Source organism: Massilimicrobiota sp. mt181 (assembly GCF_055420065.1).
The window spans coordinates 28,861-51,387 of the sequence record NZ_JBVAYN010000010.1; the positions used below are offsets into that span (position 1 = coordinate 28,861).

Annotated in this window: 18 protein-coding genes; 17 read left to right on the top strand and 1 reads right to left on the bottom strand. The window is 28.6% G+C overall.

The window, feature by feature from the left end; all coding sequences use genetic code 11:
- The first annotated feature begins 5 nt into the window (after positions 1-5).
- From ACZYT4_RS07165 to ACZYT4_RS07180, 4 genes are all read left to right on the top strand, one after another.
- Positions 6-350: a TnpV protein gene (locus tag ACZYT4_RS07165; protein ID WP_463784050.1), complete on the top strand. Its 345-nt coding sequence runs from the start codon at positions 6-8 to the stop codon at positions 348-350.
- A 195-nt stretch (positions 351-545) separates the two neighbouring features.
- Positions 546-761 (top strand): helix-turn-helix domain-containing protein, encoded by a 216-nt coding sequence (locus tag ACZYT4_RS07170; protein WP_463784053.1) that lies wholly within the window; start codon positions 546-548, stop codon positions 759-761.
- Positions 762-763: 2 nt separating this feature from the next.
- Positions 764-2,269 carry a class I SAM-dependent DNA methyltransferase gene (locus ACZYT4_RS07175; protein ID WP_463784056.1) on the top strand — a complete coding sequence of 502 codons (1,506 nt, stop codon included), beginning with the start codon at positions 764-766 and terminating at the stop codon, positions 2,267-2,269.
- Positions 2,270-2,393: 124 nt separating this feature from the next.
- The gene (locus ACZYT4_RS07180; protein ID WP_463784059.1) at positions 2,394-2,954 is read left to right on the top strand and encodes a restriction endonuclease subunit S; all 561 of its coding nucleotides are present in this window, start codon (positions 2,394-2,396) and stop codon (positions 2,952-2,954) included.
- 195 nt (positions 2,955-3,149) lie between these two features.
- Here the strand turns inward: ACZYT4_RS07180 and ACZYT4_RS07185 are convergent, their stop codons facing one another.
- The gene (locus ACZYT4_RS07185; protein WP_463784060.1) at positions 3,150-3,857 is read right to left on the bottom strand and encodes a restriction endonuclease subunit S; all 708 of its coding nucleotides are present in this window, start codon (positions 3,855-3,857) and stop codon (positions 3,150-3,152) included.
- Positions 3,858-3,889: 32 nt separating this feature from the next.
- Here ACZYT4_RS07185 and xerA point away from each other — a divergent pair, with 32 nt between their 5' ends.
- The 13 genes from xerA to ACZYT4_RS07250 all read left to right on the top strand — a co-directional run bounded on the left by xerA (position 3,890) and on the right by ACZYT4_RS07250 (position 22,526).
- Positions 3,890-4,876 carry a site-specific tyrosine recombinase/integron integrase gene (gene xerA / locus ACZYT4_RS07190; protein ID WP_463784062.1) on the top strand — a complete coding sequence of 329 codons (987 nt, stop codon included), beginning with the start codon at positions 3,890-3,892 and terminating at the stop codon, positions 4,874-4,876.
- 11 nt (positions 4,877-4,887) lie between these two features.
- Positions 4,888-6,081 carry a restriction endonuclease subunit S gene (locus ACZYT4_RS07195; RefSeq protein WP_463784064.1) on the top strand — a complete coding sequence of 398 codons (1,194 nt, stop codon included), beginning with the start codon at positions 4,888-4,890 and terminating at the stop codon, positions 6,079-6,081.
- Between the two features lie 40 nt (positions 6,082-6,121).
- On the top strand, positions 6,122-7,000 hold the full coding sequence (locus ACZYT4_RS07200; protein WP_463784066.1) for a hypothetical protein: 879 nt from the start codon (positions 6,122-6,124) through the stop codon (positions 6,998-7,000).
- Between the two features lie 89 nt (positions 7,001-7,089).
- A complete protein-coding gene (locus tag ACZYT4_RS07205) occupies positions 7,090-7,908 on the top strand; it encodes a hypothetical protein (protein WP_463784069.1) in 819 nt (272 codons plus the stop codon).
- Between the two features lie 5 nt (positions 7,909-7,913).
- A complete protein-coding gene (locus ACZYT4_RS07210) occupies positions 7,914-10,976 on the top strand; it encodes a type I restriction endonuclease subunit R (protein ID WP_463784073.1) in 3,063 nt (1,020 codons plus the stop codon).
- 19 nt (positions 10,977-10,995) lie between these two features.
- Positions 10,996-11,835, top strand: coding sequence for a GIY-YIG nuclease family protein (locus ACZYT4_RS07215; protein ID WP_463784076.1), 840 nt, complete (start codon positions 10,996-10,998; stop codon positions 11,833-11,835).
- Positions 11,836-12,213: 378 nt separating this feature from the next.
- Positions 12,214-14,658: a hypothetical protein gene (locus ACZYT4_RS07220; protein ID WP_463784078.1), complete on the top strand. Its 2,445-nt coding sequence runs from the start codon at positions 12,214-12,216 to the stop codon at positions 14,656-14,658.
- Positions 14,648-14,902 (top strand): hypothetical protein, encoded by a 255-nt coding sequence (locus tag ACZYT4_RS07225; protein ID WP_087297499.1) that lies wholly within the window; start codon positions 14,648-14,650, stop codon positions 14,900-14,902. The genes ACZYT4_RS07220 and ACZYT4_RS07225 overlap by 11 nt, the downstream gene beginning before the upstream one ends.
- Before the next feature lie 573 nt (positions 14,903-15,475).
- Positions 15,476-16,795, top strand: coding sequence for an AAA family ATPase (locus ACZYT4_RS07230; RefSeq protein ID WP_087297500.1), 1,320 nt, complete (start codon positions 15,476-15,478; stop codon positions 16,793-16,795).
- Positions 16,796-17,629, top strand: a complete 834-nt coding sequence (locus ACZYT4_RS07235; RefSeq protein WP_087297501.1) for a hypothetical protein — start codon at positions 16,796-16,798, stop codon at positions 17,627-17,629.
- A gap of 1,139 nt (positions 17,630-18,768) precedes the next feature.
- A complete protein-coding gene (locus ACZYT4_RS07240) occupies positions 18,769-20,097 on the top strand; it encodes an ATP-binding protein (RefSeq protein WP_463784085.1) in 1,329 nt (442 codons plus the stop codon).
- A gap of 332 nt (positions 20,098-20,429) precedes the next feature.
- A complete protein-coding gene (locus tag ACZYT4_RS07245; RefSeq protein WP_463784087.1) occupies positions 20,430-21,185 on the top strand; it encodes an ATP-binding protein in 756 nt (251 codons plus the stop codon).
- 678 nt (positions 21,186-21,863) lie between these two features.
- Positions 21,864-22,526: a DUF5680 domain-containing protein gene (locus tag ACZYT4_RS07250; protein ID WP_463784089.1), complete on the top strand. Its 663-nt coding sequence runs from the start codon at positions 21,864-21,866 to the stop codon at positions 22,524-22,526.
- The last annotated feature ends 1 nt before the right edge of the window (position 22,527 follow it).

The window sequence follows — 22,527 nt, forward strand, 5'->3', positions numbered from 1 at the left end:
AAATCATGAAAGAAATCAAGTATAACACAGTAGGGGATTATGAATTTCCGTCATTAAAAGAAGAAAGACCTTTACCAAATTTATCTAGATTTGGAAGAGAATATTTAAGAATATTAAAGGAAAAACATCCAGGACATTACCTAGCCTTACGAGCAAGAGATGAGCTAAATGAAGAACTGATTCGTATGGATAAAGAGTTAAACCAGCGATATGAAACCCCTGTTGAACAATACAAAGTATCAAAAAACATAACTGAAGAATTGAAAGAACAAGACCAAATGAAATGGGTTCAAGAGATGAATAATATCAAAAATTGTGTGGAAGAAATTATCTGGAATGAAATGGATTGAAGTAGGGGAACCTACTTCTTTTAATTTAATCATTTTGGTCTTCAATTTAGTCATTTGTCTCAGAATTGACTAAATTAAAGTGTAGTAATGGTAATTATATTATCGAAATTGATAAAAAACTTGTAAAAGTGCAAGAAAAATATATAAATGATTACAAATAAAATATATAATTATAAATAATATGGAGGATAATCTATGAAAGTATGTTACAACAAATTTTTTAAATTATTGATTGATAGAGGGATTAGAAAAATGGAATTTGCTAAGATGGCAGGTATTAGTCAAAATACGATGGCGAGACTTTCTCGAAATAAAAATGTATCATTAGATGTATTAGGTAAAATATGTTGTACTTTAGACTGTAAGATAGATGATATTCTTGAATTTATATCAGAAGATAAGGAGAAATAGTGATGGCAAAAGACAATACAAAAATAGGATTTGAAAAACAAATATGGGATGCAGCCTGTGTTCTTTGGGGGCATATTCCAGCAGCAGATTATCGTAAAGTGATTGTTGGCTTGATATTTTTAAGATACATTTCTAGTGCATTTGAAAAACGATACAATGAACTAGTAGAAGAAGGTTATGGTTTTGAAAATGATAAAGATGCATATATAGAAGAAAATATATTTTATGTACCTGAAAAAGCACGTTGGAATGTAATTGCTTCTGCAGCACATACACCTGAAATTGGAACTGTATTAGATGATGCAATGAGAGCAATCGAAGATGAAAATAAGAGCCTTAAAAATGTATTACCAAAGATATATGGTAGCCCTGATTTAGATAAACGAGTATTAGGAGAAGTTGTTGACTTATTTACAAACGAAGTGAATATGGAAGATATTGATGGAGATCGAGATATATTAGGTCGTACATATGAATATTGCATAGCACAGTTTGCAGCATATGAAGGAACTAAAGGTGGAGAGTTTTACACACCTTCTAGTATTGTCAAAACAATTGTTGAAATATTGAAACCTTTTGAAGATTGTCGAGTGTATGATCCATGTTGTGGATCAGGGGGAATGTTTGTACAAAGTGTAAAGTTCTTACAAGCACATTCTGGTAATAGAAATAGAATATCGGTTTATGGTCAAGAATCAAACGCTGATACATGGAAAATGGCTAAGATGAATATGGCAATTAGAGGTATTGATGCAGACTTTGGCCCATATCATGCGGATACATTCTTTAATGATTTACATAAAACATTAAAAGCAGACTTTATCATGGCAAATCCCCCTTTCAATTTGAAAAACTGGGGACAGGATAAATTAAAAGATGATGTTCGTTGGAAATATGGCTTACCACCTGAAGGAAATGCAAACTTTGCCTGGATTCAACATATGATTCACCATTTAGCACCAAATGGAAAAATAGGTTTAGTATTAGCTAATGGCGCATTATCATCTCAAACATCAGGAGAAGGAGAAATTCGAAAAAATATTATAGAAGCAGATCTAATCGAAGGAATTGTAGCATTACCAACACAATTATTTTATAGTGTTACAATCCCTGTAACATTATGGTTTATTAGTAAAAATAAAACACAAAAAGGAAAAACTCTCTTCATTGATGCACGCAAAATGGGATATATGGTAGATCGTAAACATAGAGACTTTACTACTGAAGATATTAAAAAGCTAGCTGACACGTTTGAATCATTTCAAAATGGTACCTTAGAAGTGGTAAAAGGATTTTGTGCCATAGCGACTACAGAAGATATAGCAAAACAAGACTATATTTTAACTCCAGGAAGATATGTAGGTATTGAGGAACAAGAAGATGATGGTGAACCATTTGATGATAAGATGAAACGTCTTACTTCTGAATTATCAGTTATGTTTGCTAAGTCCCACGAGTTAGAAGATGAAATTCGTAAGAAATTGGGGGCAATTGGATATAAAATATAATTTTAGAGTTCTATCTAAATGGATTATAACAATGTTGATTAAGTACAATCTTAAAGTCTGTAGTGTAAAAATATGGAATTGTTAGATTGATTAAAAAATATATGTAATAGGGAGAATAACAATTATGAATGAATGGAATGAGACAATCCTTTCTGAAGTTTTAGTAGATAAAGGATACATAAGAGGTCCCTTTGGTTCTGCTCTTAAAAGAGGAGATATGAAAGAAGATGGTATACCCGTTTATGAACAACAACACGCTATCTATAATAGTAGAGAATTTAGATATTATATTGATGAACAAAAATTTAATGAAATGAAACGATTTCAGGTGAGAAAAGATGACTTGATAATTAGTTGTTCAGGAACTGTAGGTAAAGTTTCTATTATTAAGGATGATGATCCTAACGGAATTATTAGTCAAGCACTGCTGTTACTTAGAGTAGATACAGACAAAGTATTGCCTCTTTATTTGAAATATTTTTTTTCATCAAAGGTTGGATATAACGCTATTGTTTCTCGTTCAAGTGGTTCTGTGCAAGTAAATATTGCAAAAAGAAATGTTATCGAACAAATACCAATTAGGTTACCTCAACTGGAAACTCAAAGAAAAATAGTTGGGGTGTTAAATTCTATTGATGAAAAAATCAAAGAGAATGAGAAGATAAACAATAATTTAGCGGCTTAGCCTTTAAGTTTGGCATATTGCTTTTTCCAAGATCGTGACGGTTTTTTACAAATACAATCTTCCGAGAAAAAGGCGCAGATATTCGGTAATCCGTTATTTCCGCATATATCCGGATTATTAGCTATGCAACCGTATGTTTGCAGTTCTGTGTCTTGTGAATGTAGCGGTGCATTAAAAGGTATTGAGAGGTCTTTCCTATTCATAATCTACCTCCGATATATCAATTTCTCCGCTCATAAGTTTTGGAAGAAGCGTGTCTCTTGTTTCAGCAAGCTTTTTGTTCTCTATTCGGTTTGCGATAATCAAATCGTAAATTGGCTGAAGCAAAGCTTCAATTCGCTTGTAGTCTGCTTCGGTGGGTATGAGAACCGCTGCTTTTGAAAGTTCATCACGCTTGATGTGTCCCATTGTTGTAGCTTTATCGGCAGCAACGGCAATAAAGCGATCAAGATGGTGTTTTGTCCAAACATAGTAGAACCACTTATCAAACTTGTTTGATGTAACTTTGAATAAATGCTGATTTAAGCCGCAGATACCACCACACCAAAAATCAACTAACAGACTGCCTGACCAAGAGAAGATAACATCGCCATCGTGAATGATGTACTCACTTTTAATGTTTGGAGAACACAGTTCGCTGTTATCATCACAACAGCCTTGACGAAGTTCTTTGATTTTAAGAACCGGAATGCCTGTTTCGTCAACAGTTGGACGATATTTTTGCATAGCAAGACCGTTTAGATAGTCTGCAATATCTATCAAACTGGCTTGCTTCCAACCATCAGGTAGCGTTTCAAGAGTTAAAAACTCATTTGAAAAGATAGCCTGAGCTTGCTGCTCTAAATTATTGTTTATATATGTAAAGCTCTTGTGAGTGGCAAGGGTTAATAGAAGAACAGCCACTCTTTATGTGTTCTCGAAAAAGGAGAATATATATGAATGAAATTATAAAAAATATGATATTACATGATATGGTTACATGCTTAGATGATAACCAATATGAAAAATTAAATTGCACACTTATAAAAGTATTGTCTAATTACCAAATTGAAGAGATTCAAAGTGAAACAAATGACAAAACGAATCAGCACTATATAGATTCATTTTTATCAGCTAAAAGATTAGAAGGATGCTCTGAAAAATCACTTAAATATTATAAATCAACTATTGAGATAGTACTTAATTCAATAAATAAATCTATTAAAAATGTTACAACTAATGATTTAAGAAATTATTTAACACAATATCAGGAAAAACATGGATCAAGTAGAGTGACAATTGATAACATACGACGAATATTATCTAGTTTCTTTTCTTGGTTAGAGGATGAAGACTTTATTATAAAAAGTCCTGTTAGAAGAATACATAAAGTTAAATCTGCTTCTGTTATTAAAGAAACGTATAGTGATGAATCATTAGAATTAATGAGAGATAATTGTGATAATTTGCGTGATTTAGCTTTAATTGATATCTTGGCTTCAACTGGGATGCGTGTTGGAGAATTAGTGTTGTTAAATAAAAGTGACATAAATTTTGATGAAAGAGAATGTGTGGTGTTTGGTAAAGGTGATAAAGAGCGTATCGTTTATTTTGATGCTAGAACAAAAGTACATTTACAAAATTATTTAAATAGTCGAAGTGATGATAATAATGCATTATTTGTTACTTTAAGAAAGCCATTTAATCGTATTAGTATTAGTGGAATAGAAACAAGAATTAGAGAGATGGGAAGAAAATTAGATATCCATAAAGCACATCCTCACAAATTTAGAAGGACGTTAGCAACAAAGGCAATTGATAAAGGAATGCCCATTGAACAATTACAAAAATTATTAGGACATCAAAAGATCGATACAACATTGCAATATGCAATGGTTAAACAAAGTAATGTAAAAATTGCACATAAAAAATATATAGGATAGGAGTTTACATAATGAATTACGAAATAAAAACATTAAATGAGCTATCTTTAGACGGAAAAGGATCATACGGTATTGCAGCTTCGGCAGTTCCATATTCTGATGAGTTATATACTTATTTAAGAATTACCGATATTAAAGATGACGGGAATTTGGATAAATCAAATTTAATGTCAGTGGCTGATAAAAAAGCGTATAACTATACTTTAAAAAAGAATGATATTGTATTTGCAAGAACAGGAGCAAGCACAGGAAGGAATTATTTTTATGATGAAACGGATGGAGAATTGGTTTATGCTGGTTTTTTGATTAAATTTAGTTTAGACGTTAAAAAAGTCAATCCAAAATTTGTTAAGTATTATTGTCAATCTAAAGCCTATAAAGACTGGATTCATTCTTTTAATACTGGTAGCACACGTGGCAATATCAATGCAAAAACATACGGTACTTTGCCTATCCCGGTATTTCCGAGAAATTATCAAAATAAAGTTGTTAGTATATTAGATTCTATTGATTTGAAAATAAAAAATAATATAGACATAAACAATAATTTAGAGCAGCAAGTTCTAACTTTATATCGAAATAGATTTGTTGATACCATCAACGATGAGCGAAGAATTTGTCGTGCTGACGAATATTTTGATATTTCTATCGGTAAAACCCCACCGAGGAAGGAGCCGCAATGGTTTAGCACTAATCCTCAAGATGTCACTTGGGTATCTATTTCTGATATGGGTAATTGCGGTCTTTATATAAATAGTAGTTCTGAACAACTTACGAAAGAAGCAGTTGACCGTCATAATGTTAAAGTAGTACCTGATAACACGGTTTTACTCAGCTTCAAGCTTACTGTTGGCAGAATTGCAATTACAAACGGTGAGATGACCACCAATGAAGCGATTGCACATTTCAAAACTGACAAGAAAGAAATAAATGAATATCTCTATTGTTATTTGAAATGCTTTAACTATCAAACTATGGGTAGTACATCTTCAATCGCAACAGCTGTAAATTCAAAAATAATCAAAGGTATGCCATTTGTTGTACCTACCGATGTTGAATTGAAAGAGTTTCACGACTTCGCCGCACCAATGTTTGCAAAGATTAAGGCAAATCAAATCGAAACAGATAATTTGATAGCACTTAGAGACGCATTATTACCAAAGCTAATGTCCGGCGAGATTAATGTGTCTGATGTTGAGCTTTAAGCCGCTAAATTATTGTTTATAAAAACAAAAGGAGTTTATAATGATTGAATGGGTAGATAAATATAGTAATGTAATACAAATTATAATAGGTTTACTTTCTTTGGGTGCAACAATTTTTGTTTCGTTTAGAATATATTGGTTACAAAAACGACATGAACAGGAAATAGAAATGATGGAAGAAAATGAACAAAAAAGAAAATTAGAGGAAGAAGCACATAGGTTTTTAATAGATAATGCAGAAGAGATTGATTATTTGCCTTGGTGTGTTATTGCTAGTAACTTATCTAGACATCAAAAACATACTCGTAAAATATACACGAATTTTTGTAAATGTTCTATAGAATTACAAAATGAAATAATGCGTGTTGAACAATACAATATACGTACTATTGATGATATAAATTGGATAGATAAAGCCATAGAGTCACTAAGAAACGATATTAAAAAATTTCAATTGGCTCAACGTGATTATTTGTATGATAACGCAAAATATTTTCATAGAGCTTTTGAACATTATAAGGAAAAGAAATGGGAAAGAACTCCACGAATTTTTGAACCGGTCAATAAATTTAAACAATTTTCAAAGATTTGTTTTACAGATGGCAAGTTAAATATTGGAAATTATATTAATGAGTATCTTAATTTGTATATAGACAAATCAGATTTATGTATTGGTAAACCAAAACCACCATTTGATTATGTATGGCAAGATCAAAAGTTATCTTCTATAGATACAGATGAAGAAATAGTTTGTTGGTGGATAATGGATTTGGTTTTTTATACTGTAATGAATCTTTATAACCATGATATCTATGATTCAAAAATATTAATAAACGATATAACGGATGCACAAGTTAATACATTTGAAGATAGATACTTTCAAACAATGTTTGTATTATATTGTATATACTGCAATTAATAAAATATTAATTAGAAAATCAAGAAGAGAAAAAAACAATTTTGAGTATAAAGCAAAACACATCATTGATGTAAAAAATGGGGGAATATATGAAAAAGAAAATAATTGAATCTATATTTATGATAGTTTTAGTAATAATAATAGGAATAGTTATGTCATATATTTTTGGCTTTCAAATTTCATATAATCCTTCTTTAGATAATAATTGGGATGCTCTTTCAGTATGTGCTTCTTGGACTGGAGTTTTTACTTCTTTAATAGCAATTATTGTTGCTATTAAAGTTCCTGAAAAAATTGCTAAAAGTCAAAATGATATTTCCTTATTTGAAAAACGTTGGGAATTGCGTGAAATAGTATCTGAATTGAAAGATTTTGGGAATGCACTTTCAAAAATAAAAAAATCAGATATTGACGAATTAAGTATTATAACAAAATCTAGACATTATTTAATTGTTTTTATGTATAGCGGTGATCGTGATGAAGAAATACAAAAGAAAATTGGATTAAATATAAAGAATATCTATGATGAACATAAACAGTTGATAGGGTATCAGATTATTGATTGTAAAGATAGTGATTTAGACGAGTATGAAAGAAATTTTATAACTTATATTGGTAGACAAAAAAGAATTATCAAACAGTATTCATTATTGCTTGATCGAGATAGTGAATATATATTAACGAGAATAGCTGATGTGTATTATAAATTGATGATAGAAATATTAATGGGCAGTGATTTGAAAAATAATGATATTTCATCATTTAAAAGTAATCCTGAATTTGAAAAATATTTTTTTGATTCAGATAGTACTGAAAAAGTAAAAAATGAATTTTTAAATAGGATTAAAGAAATGGAAGATAAGCTCGTCTTTGAAAAAATTGAAAAATATCTGAGAATAAAGGAGTGAGAATCATGTATCAAGGATATAATGAAGAAAGTTACGAAAATTCAATAATAGATTTATTTGAAAATGACTTACAATATCAACATGTTTACGGACCAAATATCGAAAGAAATTTTTATAGCCCTTTATACGAAGATATCTTAATAGAATCAATTGAAAGAATTAACAATGGATTGCCTCATACTGCAATAGATGATGCATTGTATAAGTTAAAAAACTTTGAAAATGGTGAATTGGTTCAAAAGAATATGGTATTTATGGATTATCTTCAAAATGGCATACCTGTTCGTTATTTTGATGGTAGTGAAGATAAGTCTTCGATTGTTTATTTGATTGATTATGATAATGTAAATAATAATTCATTTATTGTGGCTAACCAATGGACGTTTATTGAGAGTAGTAATAAAAGACCAGATATTATATTGTTTATTAATGGATTGCCACTAGTAGTAATGGAATTAAAATCTCCTTCTAGAGAAGAAACAGATGCTTCAGAGGCTTATCGTCAATTACGTAACTATATGCATGAGATTCCTTCAATGTTTATTTATAATGCCATCTGTGTGATGAGTGATCATCTTGTATCAAAAGCAGGAACGATTACTTCGGGTGAAGATCGTTTTATGGAATGGAAGAGCAAAGATGGAAATCGAGTAAATGATAAGTTTGCTCAATTCGATACTTTTTTTGAAGGAATTTTTGAAAAAGAAAGATTGTTAGATATTATTAAAAATTTTATTTGTTTTTCAAATGAAGGAATTAAAACTTTTAAAATATTAGCTGGATATCATCAATATTTCGCAGTAAAAAAAGCCATTGTTTCGACACAAAATGCAACACAAACCGATGGAAAAGCAGGAGTATTTTGGCATACACAAGGAAGTGGAAAATCATTATCCATGGTATTCTATGCCCATTTATTACAAAGAGCATTAAATAGTCCAACTATTGTTGTTATTACTGATAGAAATGATTTAGATGATCAGCTATATGGACAATTTAGTAAATGTAAAGACTTTTTAAGACAGACTCCTATTCAAGCAGAAAGCAGAGATCATTTAAAGCAATTATTAGAAGGTAGACAAGCTAATGGAATCATCTTTACAACAATGCAAAAGTTTGAAGAATATGGTGTTGCATTGTCTGATAGAAGAAATATTGTTGTAATGGCAGATGAAGCACATCGTGGGCAATATGGATTAACTGAAAAAATAAAAATGACTAAAAATGAACAAGGCGAAGAAATAGCAAAACGTACAGTAGGAATTGCTAGAATTATTCGTGACAGTTTACCTAATGCGACTTTTATTGGATTTACTGGAACTCCTATTTCTTCAGCAGACCGTAATACTACGGAAGTTTTTGGTAAATATATTGATATATATGACATGACACAGGCGGTAGAAGATGGAGCAACAAGACCAGTGTATTATGAAAGCCGTGTTGTAAAATTAAATTTGGATGAAGATACTTTAAAAATTATAGATGATGAATATGATTTAATGGCTAGTAATGCTGATGAAGTGGTTATTGAAAAGAGTAAGAAAAAACTAGGACAAATGGAAGCTATTCTTGGTAATGATAGTACGATAGATTCTTTGGTAAATGATATCATTTATCATTATGAAGAAAATCGTGAACACTTATTAACAGGTAAAGCCATGATTGTTGCATATTCTAGACCGATTGCAATGAAGATTTATGAAAAAATACTTGAATTAAGACCTCGTTGGAAACAAGAAGAAAAGGTTGCTGTAGTAATGACTTCTGGGAATAAAGATCCTGAAGAATGGCATGAAATTATTGGAAATAAAGCGCATAAAGAAGAACTAGCTAAGAAATTTAAAGATAATAGTAGTTCTTTGAAAATTGCAATTGTTGTGGATATGTGGCTGACAGGATTTGATGTACCATCATTAGCAACAATGTATGTTTATAAACCAATGCGTGGACATAATTTGATGCAGGCCATTGCACGAGTTAATCGTGTCTTTGGAGATAAAGAAGGTGGACTTGTTGTTGATTATATTGGTATTGCAGGAGCTTTAAAACAAGCAATGAATGATTATACAACAAGAGATAAAAAGAATTATGGAGATATGAATATCGTAGATATAGCATATCCTAAATTCTTGGAAAAATTATCAGTTTGCCAAGATTTGTTCTATGGTTATGATTATAGTTTATTTAAAACTGGAACAGAATTACAAAGAGCAAAAGTAATTTCTGGTGCAGTAAACTTCATTATTGATCCAGTAAGAGAAGAAGATAAAGATATTTTTGTGAAGGAAGCATTATTAATGCATCAAGCATTATCATTGTGTTCATCTATTGTGAATGAAGAAAATCGTTTTGAGGCAGCCTTTTTTGAAACAATTCGTGTCATGGTAAATCGATTAATGAATAATGGTAATGGTCAGAAGCTATCCTTGCCAGATATTAATGAAAGAATAAATGAATTATTAAAGCAAAGCATTAAAAGTGATGGAGTAATCAATCTTTTTTCATCGATCAAGGAAGAGTTCTCATTGTTTGATCCTAAATTTCTTGAAGATGTCGCAAAAATGAAAGAAAAAAATCTAGCTATTGAGTTGTTAAAACGATTAATAGCAGATCAAGTAGCTGTATATAAGAGAACCAATGTTGTAAAATCTGCAAAATTTAGCGAAATTATAAAAGCGACACTTAATCGTTATATTAACGGAATGATTACAAATGAGGAAGTAATACAAGAACTTTTAACATTAGCAAAACAAATTACTGATGCACAAAATGAAGGTAATAAGTTAGGTCTTACAGCTGATGAATTAGCTTTTTATGATGCATTAACAAAGCCACAAGCAATTAAAGATTTTTATGAGAATGAAGAGTTAATTGCAATAACTAAGGAACTAGCAGATACACTTCGTAAAAACAGTACTATTGATTGGCAGAAGAGAGAATCAGCAAGAGCAAATATGAGGATGAAGATTAAGAGATTATTAAAGATACATAGATATCCACCTGATGGAATGGATGATGCAGTTCAAACTGTCATGATGCAATGTGAGATGTGGGCTGATAACCAATGATTGATAGGAGTGTAATATTATGGTTCATGGAAAAGCAATAGAGTTATTTTTAGTAAATGGGACCGCAGAGAGTTTAGTAACTGCTGAATTATCAAATTGGAATGGTAAAGCAATTAAAATCCCTAGAACAGAAGTTCAACAATGTAATCGTGAGGATCTTAGAAATGCGGGAGTATATTTCTTATTTTGTAAGGAAGATTCTGATATAGATTCTGTTTACATAGGAGAAGCTGAAAATGTGTTGGATAGACTAAATCAACATTTAAGAGATTATAATTCTGATAAAGAAAAATACTATTGGAATTCAGCTGTTGTTTTTACAGGAAGGGATTTAAATAAAGCTTTGATACGTTATTTAGAAAATAGATTTGTTGAGATAGCAAGAGAATGTGGTCGTTATCAGATATTAACTAAAAATACATATAAGAATACAGTGATGAAAGAATCTCAGATTGCTTCTATGGAAGAGTTTATTGATAATGTAAAGATAATTATTAATACATTAGGATATAAAGTTCTTGAACCAGTTCCACATGCAGACGAAAAAACAGTGTATTTGTATTGTAAAGGAAGTGGAGCAAATGCTAAAGGATTTGTTAGTTCTGGTGGATTTACAGTTTTAAAAGGATCGAAAGTATCTGATCACATGGTTTCTTCGTTTGAATTAAGAGGAAGATCTTATTTCAATTTAAGGAATAAATTAGTGGATGATGGAATTATTGTAAATGATATTTTTGAAAAAGATTATGAATTTAATGCACCTTCAGCCGCCTCTGCAGTGATTCTTGGCCGTACAAGTAACGGGAATATCGATTGGAAAAATGACTCTGGTATATCTTTAAAAGATATTAATGAGTGATTGGATGAACGAACTAACTCTAAGGTATCTTTGTCGATTAAATTACAAAAAATTACTGAACTTCTCGGCATAGGATTAACAATATATAGAATAGATTTTGATGAGATAAAAAAACATAAATTATTGGATTGGAAATATTAAAAAAGTAATTAATGAAATTTGTTAAAATGAGAGTGTTTCTTAACAAACGGATTAGATAGCGGTTTGTTTTTATAACAATGATGTACTGTTTTGATAATATAAGAAACATTCCATGAAGTTTGTACAATAGATTAATTTATTATTTGAAGGAAATAATACAGAATGGTGATATACCGTTATATTATTAGAAAATGAATTTCATAATTAAAAATGATAATGTTTTTAAGGGGTGAAAAAATGAAAGGATGGCACAAAATAGATTTACATCAACATACACTACATGAGATTACATATGATGGTAAAGAACCTAAAAGTTTGTATACTCATGAAAAATTTGAAAATGTTTTGATAGAAGAAGGTGTTGAGTTAAAAGCGGTGACTAATCATAATACTTTGAATATTGTTGATCACATTAAACATGCATTAATATGTAAGAAAAACAATGTTAACTATTTACCAGGAGTGGAAATAGATTATTTATTTGATACAAAAGATGTGCATGCAATTACAATCTTGAATCCACAAAATGATATAGTATGTTTTTCATATAGACTAAATGAAATTATTACTAATAAATCTCAAAAAAAATTTTTAGATAAAGATGAGTTTGCGAGATTACATGAAAATATGGAATTTATTTTTATTCCTCATGTAATGAAAAACAAAGGGATTTATCCGTCAAAAGATATAGAACCAGTGGAAGAAGCGGAAGACTGGGTGATTAATATGATAAAAAATGGAATTTCTGTTCCAGTCATATTTGAGAACACACAGAATTATAATAAATATTCAATTTATGGTAAAATCGAAGAACTTTTATTAGATGATTATCAGTATCCCGCTTGTTATGTTGGGTCAGATTATAAGTTTGATAATGATGTGCAACGAAGAAAAGTTGCTATTGATAGAGTTAAACATTATATTTTTTCGGAGCCAACATATAGAGGGTTAGAGATTTCTGTTAGAAATCATAAAACAAGAATGGCGCATGAATCTGAACTAATATCCAGAGGTAAATATTTAGAATCAATTAAGATACATAATAATAAGAATTTTAGAAACGATATGACATTAGAGTTATCTCCAGCATTAAATGTTATTATTGGTGGATCAGGATCTGGAAAAACATTATTACTTAATGAAATATTCAGGAGCATTACAGGAAATGATTTAAAAGATGTCAAAAATAACAGCAAGAAAAAGGGAGAAAGTGCATATTTTTCTAAAGTTGGGAAGGGGGCTCTTTTAGAAATTAAATCAGTTCCCAATAATTATAAAGAATTCAAAGTTGTAGAAATACCAAATATTTATACTGAAATAATGAAATATGTAAATAATCATGAGAAATTAGGAGATGTGTTCAAAATCTCTAATAGATCTTATGTGAATTCATTGATTAGTGACTTCATTTTAGATTGTAATAAATATAGTGAATTAATGTCTGATTTGGAAGATGAGAAAAAATTAGGAAGCGAAAGTTTAAGAAATATTTTCACAAGTATTGAATTTTTAAATGCTAATCCAGTTAAAAAGAGCATGTTTAAATTAAAACCCAAGAATATGACGAATCCAAATTCATTAAAAACACATTTAATTATAGAAAATGATAGAAAAATAATTTTAAAAAAAGATGAAATTTTAAAATATTTTAATGACATTGATAAAACGCTGGATTTTGAATTTAAAGAAATAGTAGAAGAAATTATTAATAAATATTTGTTTTTATTAGATAGGATAAATGATAAAATTGATGCTTTTGAAGAAAGAGAGATTAAAGAAAAAGTACTGGAGCAGATACAAAATTTATTAAATATAGCTATCCGCAACTCTTCAACCAAACTAGGTCAAAAAGAAAAAATCTTCAAAGAGAGAGAAGAATTATTATCTAATAATCAGTCAACTTTGATTAATTGTATAAAAAATGTTTTGAAAATTAATAAAGAACTTGAAAGTGTTCATTTGAAATATCCTTTTGATAAAATAAAAAATACAATTGAAACAAAGAATGCAAATGAATTGGCTAGATTTACATTATCTTTTGATAAAGAAAGTTTAAAACATGTTTTAACTGATGATAGTGATTTTATTGAAACAAAAAATGTTTCTACAAAGTTACGAAAATTACCAATAAAATATATTGACTTTTTAGATGATCAATCAATTAAATTGTTTATAAATGAACTTAAAAAAGTAAATTTGGATATTAATAATATCATCAAAAATGAGTTGCCATTATCTCTTGAATTAAATGTAAATGGGAATTGGAAAGAAGCTACAGCAATTAATCAAGGAACAATAGCAAAAGTATCTATGGAACATTATTTTAACGATATTATAAAAACTGAGCAACCAGATATTATTTTCATTGATCAACCTGAAAATGATGTAGATAAAGAATTTTTAACCCAAACATTAGCTAAATTTTTAATAGATAAGAAAATGGTATCACAGATTTTTATTACTTCACATGATGCAATATTAACAGTGAATGCAGATGCGAATATGATAATACAAGCAGATGTTGATGAAGATAATAAAATTAGTTATATGTCATATCCATTAGAATATACAGAATGCAATAAAGTAGGAACTGATGAAGTTGCACGAATATTGGATGGAGGAAAACAAAATATTGAGAAGAGATATCAAATTTATGGAGGTATTTTGAAATATGGAGATTAATATTTTAAAAGAAAAAGAGAATGTTTTCTTTAATGTAGATGGATCAGAAAATCAACTAATGAATTTTGATAATTTAGTTACTTTGTCAGAGAAAATAGTTGATATGAAAGATGATTTTGAATATCAAATTAATTGTTCTGATAGTTCGTTAGAATTATATAGATCAACATTAGTTGAATTGATAGAAAGCTTGAGAAACGACACTGATTTGCTGGAATTACTCTCTAAAAAGGATGGAGTATAAAAAACCTGATACCGTTATGCTACCAACATAAAGTGTTTATTGTAAAAATTGAAATAATCTGATAGAAAAATGAGATTTTACGCTTTTAATGTTAACAAATATGTTCACTATAATCATTTTATTTCGGAGTTCGAATAGTATCAGGCAATTAGTAGGTGTCATTCAATGAATTATACTTACATCACACATATAAAAAAGTTATATTTTTTGTTAAACAAGACATATGGAGACGGCAGTGTTTTTTTCGCCGAAAACTAGATGGATACAACAATACAAAAGGTGATTTTAGAGAATATTAAGATGAAATTTTGTCAGATAAGATTATGAAGAGAGTGGAATGTTACAAGTTAAAAGAGTGACTTATATATGATGATTATGAATTAAAGAGAAGAAAAATATGATTTTAGGGTACATATACTGCATATATAGAATCAGTAACGAGATAATTTGATTTATCGATGTATGTTGTTTTTAATACGGTAGAAGAATTGAAACATAGGGAATCAGCGAAGTTAGAAATGATTGTTGATGTTTTGAAATAGTTTGAAAATATATAAATTAAAGGAGATTGTTATGTTAGAAAAACTTTTTGTAAAGAAACTGTTTGGTTTATTTGATAATGAGATAAATTTCAGAGATGGTGGAATTACGGTTGTTGTTGGACAAAATGGTTGTGGGAAAACTACAATGTTGAATATTCTAAATGCAATTTTTTCCAAGAATCATAGCCATCTTTTTCAATATCAATTTGATTATATCGAATTAATAATATCAAGTCATGTATTAAAAATCGAAGTAATTAATGAATATCTTGAAGATGAAGAAATAACAATAAAAAGTTTGAAATATCATGTGGATTCACAAGTATTAGAAAAATGTTATAGAGAAAATAGTAAAATAAATTCCCCTATATTTTGGATAAGAGCCATTCCTTCATTAAGAAGAAGACCAGGAAATATGATTTACGATATGAGAGGGGGAGAAGTGCTAACTTTATCTGAAGTAATAGATACATATTTTGATGAACTACCAGAAGAAGTAAAGAATGACCTTGTTACAATACCTCATGAAGTGCAAGAATTAATTTCTGATATACAGATAGAGTTAATAACAACTGAACGATTGAAAAGAATTTATCCATATGATGAAGATAGAAGAAGTGAATTTGTACAGAAATTTGCAGTAGAGTATTGTTCTGAAGAATTGCGTAATAATATTAAAAACATTTTGTCAGAGTATGCCAATACTTCCCAAAAACTTGACGAACAATTTCCATCCAAGATTTTAAAGGCAATAGAGAAACACAAACAATTTTCAGTAGAAGAATTAAAAAATAATATGCAGAAAATAGATGAGTTAAGAAAAAAGCATGTAGAGGCAGGGGTATTGGAAGAGAGTAATGACAAAATTCTCAATGTTAATGTAAATCCTAAAAGTTTGGATGAAAGTACAGCTGCAATTTTATCAGTATATTATCAAGATACGAAAATAAAACTCGAATCACTTAATAGTATATCGGATAGGATTGTATTATTTAAAAATATGATAACCAATAAATTTGGCATTAATAAGGAGATTTTTATTAGTAAAGATAATGGAATTGTCGTATTACAAAAACAGTCAAATAAAAATTTAGAGTTGAGATTGTTATCTTCAGGGGAACAACAGGAATTAGTTCTACTATATAATCTTATTTTTAAGGGTGAAAAAGAAAAATTAATTTTAATTGATGAACCAGAAATTTCATTGAATGTTTGTTGGCAAAGAGAATTCTTGGATGATATGAAAAAAATTGTTCAAATGAATGGATTTTCTATTTTAATTGCAACTCATTCTCCACAGATAATCAATGATAATTGGGAGTTAGTGGATACTTTAGGAGATTATGAATAAATGAAAGAAAGTACTAAAGAAAAAATGAGTTTGTCTCCTGATGAATTGGCAACCGAGCTTTCTATGATAAGCAAAGAGTATTTAATTGTTGAAGGACAAAGTGATAAATATTTTTGGGAACATTTACATTGTGGTGGGTTAAAAAAAAGACTGGTTAGAGTAGCAAATAAAAAACAATGTTCAGGAAATAAGGAGTATGTAAAGCAAGTTATTTCTATAATGAATGGAAGGCAGAAAAATAATGTAGTTGGTGTGATAGATTTAGATTATGATTTTGTCAGGGATAAAATAGAGAGCATTGATAATTTGTACTATTATAAATATATTGATTTAGAAAATGTTTTGATTCAATCCTCTGTATTTTCTGAGGTGAATACGTTAATTTCTTCTGAAAATAAGAAATTAGAAGATGATGTATTAAAAAATATTTTATATAAAAAAGCGTATATTTTAGGAATTCTAAGATTACTAAATGATATTGAAAAATATAATTTTTGTTTTGAAGGCCTCGATTATAAGAAATTGTTAAATAATGATGATGAAAAGTTTTTGGAGTATTTTGTGGCAAGAATGAATCTTAATAAAGAAAGAGAAGATATTTATTCAAAAGTTAAATTGTTACTTGAAAAAAAATATGCCAGCGAATATATTTGTAATGGTCATGATTTAATAAATATTTTTAGCGAGTTAACGAGAAAAATAATTTCAACTGACAATCCAATAAAATATACGGAAGAAGTATTGGGTAAAATGTTAATTTTGGGTTATAGAATAACAGATAATTCCTCGGATGTACAAGACTGTACAGATATTATATTAATCGAAGATGTATGAAAATATAGTTTATGTATATAGTAACACTATATACAACTGTAAGACACATAACTGTATTTCCAATTTAAATTTTTCTTTAAAAATAAATGTGAAAAGATAGCGTGTTATTGTAAATCTACTGGAAATTCTTTTCTCAAAAACAGTTGAAAAATTTGATTGTACAATTTTTACACATCGTAAGATTTTAGAGTGTTGTTTTAATGTTATCATTATTAACTTTATAATGGATGCTGAATTATATACTCGATCTGAGTATATTTTGAGTACATTATGTAATTTAAAAAATCAAAAATGGGTATAATCTGCTAATATTGGATAAAATTAACAAAATGCAATATGATATAAGAAGGAACGATTTGCAAAAGTTGAGTTCGGATAAGATAAAAAGTTTTAAAGTTGTATTAGTTATTGGGTAATTTCTGGTCTAAAGAATTAATGATATATCTAGCAACTAATACTATATTAATTAATGGTACTATTTTGGTACTAAGATGTTCTGTAAATAAAAATAATCTGCAGAAACTAAGATAAAATTACACTAAATACAGCCATAAAAATACTTAATAAAACTAAAATATTTTAAAGCTTATCATACGTTGGTGAATAATAACGATTAAAGAACCTTGATGAATTCAAGGTTTTTTTGTTGTCATCGTTTTTTATAATTTATGAGAAATAAAGAATTTATTGTAAAATTGATAAAGCAGTTTTAACTTATTTTTTTATTTGGTATAATATATTAATCTAGGAAAGGAGGCAAAATCGTGGAAATTTTTAATTATGACAAATCTGGTTTATTAGCACAGTATTATGAGATTCTTATGGAATTAATGAATCATTGGGAAAATGAAATTGTATAATTTAAAGAAGCAAAAGGACAATATGATACTAATAAAATTGGACAATATTTTTCAGCAATAAGTAATGAAGCTAATTTGAAAAGACAACAATATGGCTGATTAATTTTTGGAATTAGTGAAAATCATAACAAGAGAATAGTTGGTACAAATTTTAAAAATGGATCAGGTTTATTAGAAAAATTTAAGTATGAAATATCTAAAAGTACCAATGATAATATTAGTTTCATTGAAATCATTGAATTAAAACCAATTGTTAATGAAAAAGAATATAGAGTTCTCATGTTTAAAATTCCTGCAGCAGTAACAGGGTTTCCTACCAGTTGGAAAAATCAGTATTATGCAAGATCTGGTGAAAGCCTTATACCTTTGCAACAATACAAAATTGATGAAATTCGTTCACAAGAACGATTAGATTGGTCTAAACAAATTGTCAAAGGTGCCTCTATTAGCCACTTAGATAAAGATGCTATTCAAATTGCAAGAACAAAATATAAAGAAAAAATGGATAAAAAACATATTGTTGAAGAAATAGACAATATGGATGATTTAGAATTTTTAACAAAAATGAAATTATTATATGATGGGAAAGTTACAAATGCTGCTATGTTATTATTAGGTCATTCAGATTATGATTATTTGATATCTAGACCTCCTACACTTATGTGGCGTCTTTATGGAAGTCAGGGAGAAGTGAAAGATTACGAAATTTTTACAATTCCCTTTATAAATGTTATTGATAAAATATTTTCAAAAATAAGAAATTTAACATATCGTTATATACCGAATCAACTTACATTATTTCCAATAGAAACACAACAGTATGATACTTGGCTTTTAAGAGAATTACTCAATAACTGCTTAGCACATTCTAATTTTCAATTAGGAGGAAGAATATATATTAATGAATTTGAAGATCAAATCAAAATAACAAATCCGGGCGATTTTATACCTCAAAATATAGAAACAGTTTTACAGATTAGTTATAATCCGCCATTTTATAGAAATCAACTATTAGCTGAAACTATGGTAAAATTTCATATGATAGATACTGCAACTATGGGAATAAGAAAAGTATTTAAGATACAAAAAGATAAATATTTTCCCTTACCTGATTATGATTTCAATACTTATAATCAAGTATCTGTAACGGTATACGGAAAAATCTTAAATGATGAATACATGCATATATTATATGAACATCCTGAATTAGATTTGGAAACAGTATTTTTATTAGATAGAGTTCAAAAAGGATTAGAAATTTCAAAAGAAAGTGCATCGTATCTTAGAAAACTAAAATTAGTTGAGGGAAGAATATCTAATTTATATTTATCTGCTTCAATATCAAAGAATATAGATCATGAAGCTGAGTATATAAAGAATAAAGCATTTAATGATCAGTATTATAAAGATTTGATTATTAATTATTTAAAAGAATATCAAAAAGCAAAGAAGAAAGATTTAAGAGTATTGCTTTGGGATAAGTTACCAGATGTATTAAACGATAATCAAAAAGAAAGAAAAATTGGAAATTTATTAGCTTCTTTGAGAAAGAATGGTGATATAAAGACAGATTCCGAAGATAGAACTTCTTGGATTTTAAATAAGTAAGTTAGTCGAGATTTAGTCGAGATTTAGTCGAGATTTAGTCGAGATTATATGAGAAATATTAATTTATATGATGACATCGTTTTGACACTCAAAAATGTTGTAAATAATAATAGCTATAAATTTAATAAAAAAGTATAATAAATAAGTTAAAAATCAGCAAAAATAATACTTATAAAATAAAGCTTATCATGCATTGGTGAATAATTGAAATAGCTTGAAATAAATACAAGTCTATTAAATACTTGATTATTCAGTATTTTTAGACTTTTTTGTGCTTTTTTCATTTCTTATAACATATTATTATTGACTTTCTAACTCCCACACTATCTAAAGTGAATTCTATATCTGAAAGAGTTTTTCAAGAGGCAATCTTGAATGCGTATACTCATCGTCGTTATGATAGTCCTGCGTCAATTTATGTTAAACATTATACTGATAAATTAGTTATCGAAAGTCCGGGTGGCTTTATGGCTGATATTACATCTGACAATATAATTACTCATCCATCATTACCAAGAAACAAATTAATAGCAGAAACTTTGCAACAATTACATTATGTTCAAAGATCGGGTCAAGGTATTGATATCATGTATCGAGAAATGGTCACGATGGGGAAACCATACCCTGAGTATACTGTCTATGATGATGCTATTTGTTTAACGTTATATAGTGTATTAGAAGATGAAGGTTTCGTAAAATTTATAACAAAAACACAAGATAAATTAATGAAAACTTTTTCGTTGGCTGAGCTTATGATATTACGATATTTGTTTGAAAATAAAACAATTAATTTATCTACTGCTAAGAAAATCACACAACAATCTGAGAACGAAGTTAAGCGTGCTTTTAATCATTTGAAAAAATATAATCTCATTGAGCTATCTGGTCGAGTATATATGTTAACATCAATCTCTTATCAACAAGTCAAATCTGATGTTAAATATACACAAGATCAAGCCATCACTTACCTAAAATCGAAAAGCTTAATTTTAGAATATTTAGAGAATCACGAGACTATTAATAATGAAACTATAAGAGACTTATGTAGATGTACACGAAAGCAAGCATCTACTTTTACAAAAAAATGAGAGATGAAGGAGTTCTTGAAATGATAGGAAAAAGTACTGCAACTAAGTATAAAAAAATAAATTAATTCATTATTGGAACGCAAATGGAACACAAATGGAACACGTGGAACGCAAATGGAATTGAAAGCATCATGAAGTAATAACTCTTACAGTACACTTAACAACTCCAAATGAAATGATTTTGATTTTTTGTTACTATTACAGTATAAATAAATAATAATACTCAAAAAAGCATAACCTTTGTTTAATCAAATTCGTTATGCTTTTTGATTTTTGCAATATAAAGAAATTTTTATAAAGTTTTTTCGCCTTGTTGTTATAGTGATGATTTGTGAGAAATATAAATTCTATTGTAAAGTTGATAAAGTTATTTTATAGAGTGCCTTAAGAGTCACTGCGAAGATTATCGATAACAAATGATCATTTTGAATATTGGAATTATAAATAATGAAATATTATGAAGTGAAACTAACGATTTAACAACTTGGGGGGGATGACTTCATATTATCTTATAATGGTACAGAATAAAATTGAAAAGGTTATGATTATAAAATGTATATGAAAATAAAGTTTATCGAAAGATAAAAAAAATACCTCAAAGTAGCAGAAAAGTAAACTATAAGTGCTAGTATCTTTATGTAAATCATAATAAAATTTTCAAAAAGGAGGTCATAAAAAATGTATAATGAAAAGATAGCTTATTACAGAAAAAAGAATATGTTAACTCAAGAGGAGCTAGCTGAAAAGATTTGTGTTTCAAGACAAACTATCACAAAATGGGAGGCTGGAATTATTTCACCTAGCTTGGAATATCTTATTGATTTATCAGATATTTTTGGCATAACAATTGATACGTTAATTAAAGAAGATGATTGTATAAGTGAAGCACATGAGAGTTTGACTTCTGATTCACTAACTCATTTTATTGTTAAAGCAAAGAAATTAACATATGCTGGTAAGAAAAATAAGATAGAGTCATTAAGAAAAGGAGCTCATGATTACATTTTTGAAGAAGGCGAGTATAGGTATTGTGATTCTTTCTTTGGAGTATCATCTTTTAGTGGTCAAGAAATTGTTTATAATAAGGACAAGGTATGTTGGTCAATGAATTATTACGGAAAGGTTTTAGCTAATCGTTTTAATGGTGATTTTTTAAAAGAAGCATTGTTGCTGGTGAGTGAGAAAAGACCTTATAGAGGACCGGAAATTTATAAAAGAGGAGAATACATTTATGTTTCTGATATTGAGAGAGATATAACTTCTTTTAGTGGCAATGAGAAAATATATTATCAGTCACAAAAAATATATGAGTGTTTGTTTCATGGGGGAATAATAAGATAGT

Excerpts from the sequence above, each read along its gene's own strand:
- ACZYT4_RS07165 (WP_463784050.1), top strand. The coding sequence starts at position 6 with ATGAAAGAAATCAAGTATAACACAGTAGGGGATTATGAATTTCCGTCA.
- ACZYT4_RS07170 (WP_463784053.1), top strand. The coding sequence starts at position 546 with ATGAAAGTATGTTACAACAAATTTTTTAAATTATTGATTGATAGAGGG.
- ACZYT4_RS07175 (WP_463784056.1), top strand. The coding sequence starts at position 764 with ATGGCAAAAGACAATACAAAAATAGGATTTGAAAAACAAATATGGGAT.
- ACZYT4_RS07180 (WP_463784059.1), top strand. The coding sequence starts at position 2,394 with ATGAATGAATGGAATGAGACAATCCTTTCTGAAGTTTTAGTAGATAAA.
- xerA (WP_463784062.1), top strand. The coding sequence starts at position 3,890 with ATGAATGAAATTATAAAAAATATGATATTACATGATATGGTTACATGC.
- ACZYT4_RS07195 (WP_463784064.1), top strand. The coding sequence starts at position 4,888 with ATGAATTACGAAATAAAAACATTAAATGAGCTATCTTTAGACGGAAAA.
- ACZYT4_RS07200 (WP_463784066.1), top strand. The coding sequence starts at position 6,122 with ATGATTGAATGGGTAGATAAATATAGTAATGTAATACAAATTATAATA.
- ACZYT4_RS07205 (WP_463784069.1), top strand. The coding sequence starts at position 7,090 with ATGAAAAAGAAAATAATTGAATCTATATTTATGATAGTTTTAGTAATA.
- ACZYT4_RS07210 (WP_463784073.1), top strand. The coding sequence starts at position 7,914 with ATGTATCAAGGATATAATGAAGAAAGTTACGAAAATTCAATAATAGAT.
- ACZYT4_RS07215 (WP_463784076.1), top strand. The coding sequence starts at position 10,996 with ATGGTTCATGGAAAAGCAATAGAGTTATTTTTAGTAAATGGGACCGCA.
- ACZYT4_RS07220 (WP_463784078.1), top strand. The coding sequence starts at position 12,214 with ATGAAAGGATGGCACAAAATAGATTTACATCAACATACACTACATGAG.
- ACZYT4_RS07225 (WP_087297499.1), top strand. The coding sequence starts at position 14,648 with ATGGAGATTAATATTTTAAAAGAAAAAGAGAATGTTTTCTTTAATGTA.
- ACZYT4_RS07230 (WP_087297500.1), top strand. The coding sequence starts at position 15,476 with ATGTTAGAAAAACTTTTTGTAAAGAAACTGTTTGGTTTATTTGATAAT.
- ACZYT4_RS07235 (WP_087297501.1), top strand. The coding sequence starts at position 16,796 with ATGAAAGAAAGTACTAAAGAAAAAATGAGTTTGTCTCCTGATGAATTG.
- ACZYT4_RS07240 (WP_463784085.1), top strand. The coding sequence starts at position 18,769 with ATGTTTAAAATTCCTGCAGCAGTAACAGGGTTTCCTACCAGTTGGAAA.
- ACZYT4_RS07250 (WP_463784089.1), top strand. The coding sequence starts at position 21,864 with ATGTATAATGAAAAGATAGCTTATTACAGAAAAAAGAATATGTTAACT.